We start from the raw sequence: 3,289 nt of genomic DNA, 5'->3' as shown, positions 1-3,289 counted from the left end.
TACCTGGAGAGCTGCAATTGTCGGGGAGCCTGCCCCTGCCTTTACCTGGGCCCGCCTACCGAGGGAGAGTGCACGGCGCTGGTCGGCTGGCACATCACCGCCGGCCAGTACGGTGATATCAGCCTCGACGACCTCAACGTCGCCGTGGCGCTGAACACCCCGGGACCGATGGCGGAAGGCAACTGGAAGGTGGTGCTCTACCTCGACCAGCAGGCGGACGAACGACAGCAGGACGCCCTGGGCACCATCTTCGGCGGCAAGGCCGGTGGCCATCCCGCCCTGCTTGCCTCCCTGATCGGCGAGGTGTTGGGTGTGGAATCCCTACCCATCCACTTCGATATCGAACCAGGGCGGCGACACCTGAGGCTCGGGGACGCCGCAGGCACCGATGTTCATGCCATCGAAGGCCAGGAGGGGAGCGATGTCACCATCCACAACCATCCGCTGGCGGTGGCGCCGGGCGAAACCCTGGTCGTGGCGAAATCGACTTCGTTGCGCCACCAGGACCACGGGATCGACCTCGATCTCAGCGAGCGCACGGCCTACTATTCACCCTTCGCCTATGCCGGGCCCTGAGAGGAGACGCCGCCATGATGTTGACGATGGCCAGGATGCACGCCTGGGAACGGGCCCTCATCGGTGCTGCCCTCATGTTGCTGACCCTGCTCGCCTGGGCCTACCTCGTCCTGCACGGCACGCCGTCCGACATGGCCACCCCAATGGCCATGCCGGGCGAGGTCGGCTGGGGCCTGGAGATGCTGGCGATGAGTGCCCTGATGTGGACGGTGATGATGGTGGCCATGATGCTGACCAGTGCCGGGCCGATGATACTCACCTATGCCAGGGTGCACCACAACAAGGCCGCCAACGGCCTGGCCAGCGTACCGACCTGGCTGTTCGTGGCGGGCTATCTTGCGGTGTGGACTGGCGTTGCCTTTCTGCTCGCCCTGGCCCAGTGGGGCCTGCACCAGAGTGAGCTGCTCGGCTCGGCCATGGGCAGGGTCAGCCCACTCCTCGGCGGTGGCCTGCTGATCACGGCGGGGGCCTTCCAGTTCAGTCGCCTCAAGGCGGCATGTCTCGGCAAGTGCCGTTCGCCGTTGGGCTTCCTGATGACCGAGTGGCGGGAGGGTCATGCTGGCGCCCTGGTCATGGGGATTCGACATGGCCTCTTCTGCACCGGCTGCTGCTGGGCGCTGATGCTGCTGATGTTCGTGGGCGGGGTGATGAGCCTGGCCTGGATGGCAGCCATGGCACTGTATTACCTGCTGGAGAAATGCCTGCCCCGAGCAACGCAACTCAGCCGCCTGACCGGCGCCCTGCTGATCGTCGCCGGCGCTGTGGTGATGCTGATGCAATGACCTTTTCCGGCCATCATCCCGGCACTGGTGCCCCCGGCGGAGTGGATCAGGCGTCAGTCACGGCCTCGAGATGTTATCGTCTGTGGGAAATTTACCCAGGAGCCCAGCCCCCATGCCCCACGTCGACATCACCGTGATCTCCGATGCCATCTGCCCCTGGTGCTTCATCGGCAAGCGCCACCTGGACCTCGCCCTGGCCGAGCTGCCCGAGGAGGTCGCCGTCTCGGTGGCCTGGCACCCCTTCGAGCTCAACCCCGACATGCCCCCGGAAGGCCTGACGCGGCAAGACTACCGGACCGCGAAGTTCGGCTCGTGGGAACGCTCCCGGGAGCTCGACGCACAGGTGGAGTCTGCCGCCCACCTGGCCGGTATCGAGATCCATCACGAGCGCATGACGCGCACCCCCAATACCTTCAACGCCCACCGGCTGATCTGGCTGGCCGGCGAACATGGCGTCCAGCAGGCAGTGGTCAACGAGCTCTTTCGGCGCTATTTCGTCGAGGGCGAGGATATCGGTGACCGTGCAATACTGACCGACGCCGCCCGGGCCGGCGGTCTGGAGGATATCGACGTACCGGCCTTCCTGGGGAGCGACCAGGGCCGGGCCGAGGTGAAAGCGGGCCTGGACCAGGCCCGGCGCCTGGGGGTGAGCGGCGTGCCAACCTTCATCATCAACGGCACGACCGGCCTGTCGGGCGCTCAACCACCCGAGGCACTGCGCCAGGCGATTCTCGAGACGACCGACAAGGGTTGAAGGCCACCGCCGGCCTCACGGTGATCCGCGAGGGCGGCTGGCAACCCCGGCACGGCACTCGGTTATTGCGCATGGTATAAAGGGCGAAACCGATCATGTCATCGATATAGAAACGCCACTCTCGCCGAGGTAGACGCTCAGACATGCATGGCCTCGCGCTCGATAAAGGGACGGAGTTCGGGGCGCAGCGCCTTGTCGGTCACCAGATCCACTGGCCCCCCCAACAGATCTTCGAGGTAGAACTGCAACCCGAAGTAGCGATCCGCCGTGGCCGGGCCATCGAAGTACACGAGGATATCGACATCACTCTCCTCCCCCGCATCATCACGGGCCATCGAACCAAAGAGCGCCATGTCACGAACGCCAAACTCCCGGATCAAGGCAGGCAAGTGGCGCTGCAGCAGCGACACGACTTCCGATCTGTTCATCACCTCCACCTCCACACATCCTGTCGGCTCGACACCTGATGCCTGGCCTCTAGCATAGCAGTTGACCTCTGCAGAGCGTCGGACTCATGCCACGCTCGTTCTCCGCTTATCCTGTAGCGATCATCACCGGGATATCGAAACCCGCCATAGCCGGCGAGAAGCCGATTCCCGAGGGTGCCGGCAGAATGGTCAGGCCCAGCACGCCAAGGATGTTGAAGATGTTGCTGCCCACCACATTGCCCATGGCGATCCCGGCCTGATCGTCGATGGCGGCCTTGCATCAAAGACCCTGCGCCCCCCGGCGCAGCCAGTCATGCACGAAGGCGAGCTTGCGGCGCGCGGCTTCCGACAGCACGAAGGGATAGAGGTCAGACAATCCCATGGAGCGGTTGACGTGATTGACTCCCGCGGCAAGGGAGGCCGCGACATGAATCAGGCGCTCGGCATCCGGTTCCGAATACGGATCCCAGCCAGGGTTCGGCAACGCTGGCAAGGACAGGCCCGCCGCAACGAAGCTGTCGGTAATATCGGTCAGGTGCAGCAGATGGGCGGCGGTCTCGGCCCAGTCCTCGTGCGGATGCGCCGAGGCATAGGTGGTCAGGAAGCGCAGTCTCCAGTCGGGCGGTGGGCCGTCATGGTAGTACCGCTGGAGTGCGGCGGGGTAATCCGCGCGCTCGTCGCCGAACATGGCACGGAAGGCGTCGAGGAAATCGTCGCGCAGGCTGAGCCGCCACCACAGCATATGCGCG

6 protein-coding genes are annotated in these 3,289 nt (G+C 64.9%); 3 read left to right on the top strand and 3 right to left on the bottom strand.

All coding sequences use genetic code 11. From position 1 onward, the window contains the following. The 3 genes from ACESMD_RS11170 to ACESMD_RS11160 form a co-directional block, all read left to right on the top strand. Positions 1-576 (top strand): DUF1326 domain-containing protein (locus ACESMD_RS11170; RefSeq protein WP_372613147.1); only part of this gene is annotated, 576 nt, incomplete at its 5' end. Between the two features lie 14 nt (positions 577-590). Next, on the top strand, positions 591-1,358 hold the full coding sequence (locus tag ACESMD_RS11165) for a DUF2182 domain-containing protein (RefSeq protein ID WP_372613145.1): 768 nt from the start codon (positions 591-593) through the stop codon (positions 1,356-1,358). Between the two features lie 112 nt (positions 1,359-1,470). Then, the gene (locus ACESMD_RS11160; protein ID WP_372613143.1) at positions 1,471-2,112 is read left to right on the top strand and encodes a DsbA family oxidoreductase; all 642 of its coding nucleotides are present in this window, start codon (positions 1,471-1,473) and stop codon (positions 2,110-2,112) included. Positions 2,113-2,249: 137 nt separating this feature from the next. Here ACESMD_RS11160 and ACESMD_RS11155 read toward each other — a convergent pair whose 3' ends face one another. From ACESMD_RS11155 to ACESMD_RS11145, 3 genes are all read right to left on the bottom strand, one after another. After that, positions 2,250-2,540 carry a nucleotidyltransferase family protein gene (locus ACESMD_RS11155; RefSeq protein WP_372613141.1) on the bottom strand — a complete coding sequence of 97 codons (291 nt, stop codon included), beginning with the start codon at positions 2,538-2,540 and terminating at the stop codon, positions 2,250-2,252. 106 nt (positions 2,541-2,646) lie between these two features. After that, positions 2,647-2,808: a hypothetical protein gene (locus ACESMD_RS11150; RefSeq protein WP_372613149.1), complete on the bottom strand. Its 162-nt coding sequence runs from the start codon at positions 2,806-2,808 to the stop codon at positions 2,647-2,649. A gap of 12 nt (positions 2,809-2,820) precedes the next feature. Further along, positions 2,821-3,289 (bottom strand): putative zinc-binding metallopeptidase (locus ACESMD_RS11145; protein WP_372613139.1); only part of this gene is annotated, 469 nt, incomplete at its 5' end.

Origin of the sequence: Halomonas sp. (assembly GCF_041689495.1) — a bacterium.
In the GTDB taxonomy this organism is placed as follows: Bacteria; Pseudomonadota; Gammaproteobacteria; order Pseudomonadales; family Halomonadaceae; genus Halomonas.
The sequence above is the reverse complement of the archived record's forward strand: the minus strand, read 5'-3'. Positions and strand labels throughout refer to the sequence as shown.

What these genes read in the sequence shown, in the direction of transcription:
- ACESMD_RS11165 (WP_372613145.1), top strand. Translation starts at nt 591, where the DNA reads ATGATGTTGACGATGGCCAGGATGCACGCCTGGGAACGGGCCCTCATC.
- ACESMD_RS11160 (WP_372613143.1), top strand. Translation starts at nt 1,471, where the DNA reads ATGCCCCACGTCGACATCACCGTGATCTCCGATGCCATCTGCCCCTGG.
- ACESMD_RS11155 (WP_372613141.1), bottom strand. Translation starts at nt 2,540, where the DNA reads ATGAACAGATCGGAAGTCGTGTCGCTGCTGCAGCGCCACTTGCCTGCC.